2 protein-coding genes are annotated in these 1701 nt (G+C 73.0%); both read right to left on the reverse strand.

Annotated features, from left to right (window positions below; all coding sequences use genetic code 11):
• Positions 1 to 115: 115 nt before the first annotated feature.
• On the reverse strand, positions 116 to 1003 hold the full coding sequence (locus tag H5J33_RS34240) for a DUF5936 domain-containing protein (protein WP_181798556.1): 888 nt from the start codon (positions 1001 to 1003) through the stop codon (positions 116 to 118).
• 12 nt (positions 1004 to 1015) lie between these two features.
• The coding region (locus H5J33_RS34245; RefSeq protein WP_181798557.1) for a type II secretion system F family protein at positions 1016 to 1701 on the reverse strand (686 nt) is incomplete at its 5' end.

Raw genomic sequence — 1701 nt, forward strand, 5'->3', positions numbered from 1 at the left:
TCCCCGGCTCCAGGGCGCCCCGGGCCCGCCCGGTGAGGGGCCCCGGCCATCGCCCGTAACCGCTCCAGTAAGCGCTCCCTCCTGCCCGTCACCCCCATCGCCGTCACGTCCGTCCTCACTTCCCGGTGAGCGAGCCGAAGTCGACGCCGGAGCCGAGCAGCAGGCCCGCGCCCAGCAGCAGCATCGTCGCCGGGACCATGAACGTGGTGATCATCAGCGTGGCCTTGGGCACCGCGCGCGCGGCCTTGCGGCGGGCGTTCTGGGCGTCGGTGCGGCGCATGTCCTTGGCCAGGGAGACCAGGGTGTCCACGATGGGCGCGCCCAGCTCCTCGCCCTGCTGCAACGCCGTCACGAACATCGCGACCTGCTCGGAGTCGTTGCGCCGGCGCAGTTCCGCGAAGGCCTGGCGGCGGCTCATGCCGAGGTCCATCTGGCGCAGGGTGATGCGCAGTTCGTCGGCCCAGGGGCCCTCGTAGCGGGCGGCGACCCGGTCCAGGGCCTGGCGGAAGCCGAGGCCCGCGCTGACCACCACGGCCAGCACGTCCAGGAAGTCGGGCAGGGTGCGTTCGATGACCTGTCTGCGGACCCGGATCGCCGACCACAGGCCGACCTCGGTCCACAGCGCCCCGAAGGCCAGCAGGAGCAGCGCCACGAACCACTGGCCGCGCAGCAGGAAGACCAGGAAGCCGACGCCGCCGAGCGCACCGTAGACCGCGCGGCGGGCGGCGTAGCGGTCGATGGTCAGGCCGCCGGGGTTGCCGGCGAGGTCGATCCTGCGGCGGTAGCGGGCGACGAGCCGTGGGCCCATCAGGCGCAGCACCAGCGGTGCCCAGCGCATGCCGAGGCGGTCGACGACCGAGCCGACCACACCGGTGCGGGTGGCGCCGACCTCCAGGGCGACGGCGAGGTCGGCGGGGAGCCGGGCGTCCGCGCGGTACATGCGCAGGCCGGCGAAGACGCCCCAGACGCCGGCGCCCATCAGCAGGGCGAGCAGGAACTCCACGGGTCACCTCCCTCAGACGTCGATCCGGCTCAGCCGGCGGATCAGGACGAAGCCGACGGCGTACATCACGAACGCGACGAGCACGCAGGCCTGGCCGACGGGGGAGCCGGTCATGCGGTCGAGCGCGCCGTCCTTGACGCCGTTCATCAGGAACAACGCGCCGACCCCGAGAACGGGTACGGCGTACGAGGTCATGGTCACCTGGGAGAGCTGGGTGCGGATCTCGCGCCGGGTCTCCTTGCGCTCCTCCAGCGTCTCGGTCAGGTTGCGCAGCGCCGAGACCACCTGTCCGCCCGCCCGGTTGGACAGCACCAGTGTGGTGACCAGGACGACGAGTTCCCGGGAGGGCAGCCGGTCGGCCAGCTCGCCGAGGGCGTCCTCCAGGGAGTGGCCGATGGCCAGCTGGTCGGCGACCTTGCCGAGTTCCTCCCCGGCCGGGGCCTCCAGCTCCTCCGCGGCCATGCCGATCGCGGTGCGCAGGGCGAGGCCGGCGTGGGTGGCGTTGGCCAGGATGCGGGCGAGTTCGGGGAGTTGGCCGATGAAGCGCTCGATCCGCTTCTGGCGCTGCCAGTTGAGGAACTGCAGGGCCGCCGCGACGCCGAGGAGTCCGGCGAGCGGGCCGAAGAACGGCGCCAGGGTGGCCTGGCCGATGAGCCACAGCGCGGCGACGGCGGCGAGCATGGCGGCGAAGAACTCGC

Source organism: Streptomyces sp. WELS2, from assembly GCF_013870595.1.
In the GTDB taxonomy this organism is placed as follows: Bacteria; Actinomycetota; Actinomycetes; order Streptomycetales; family Streptomycetaceae; genus Streptomyces.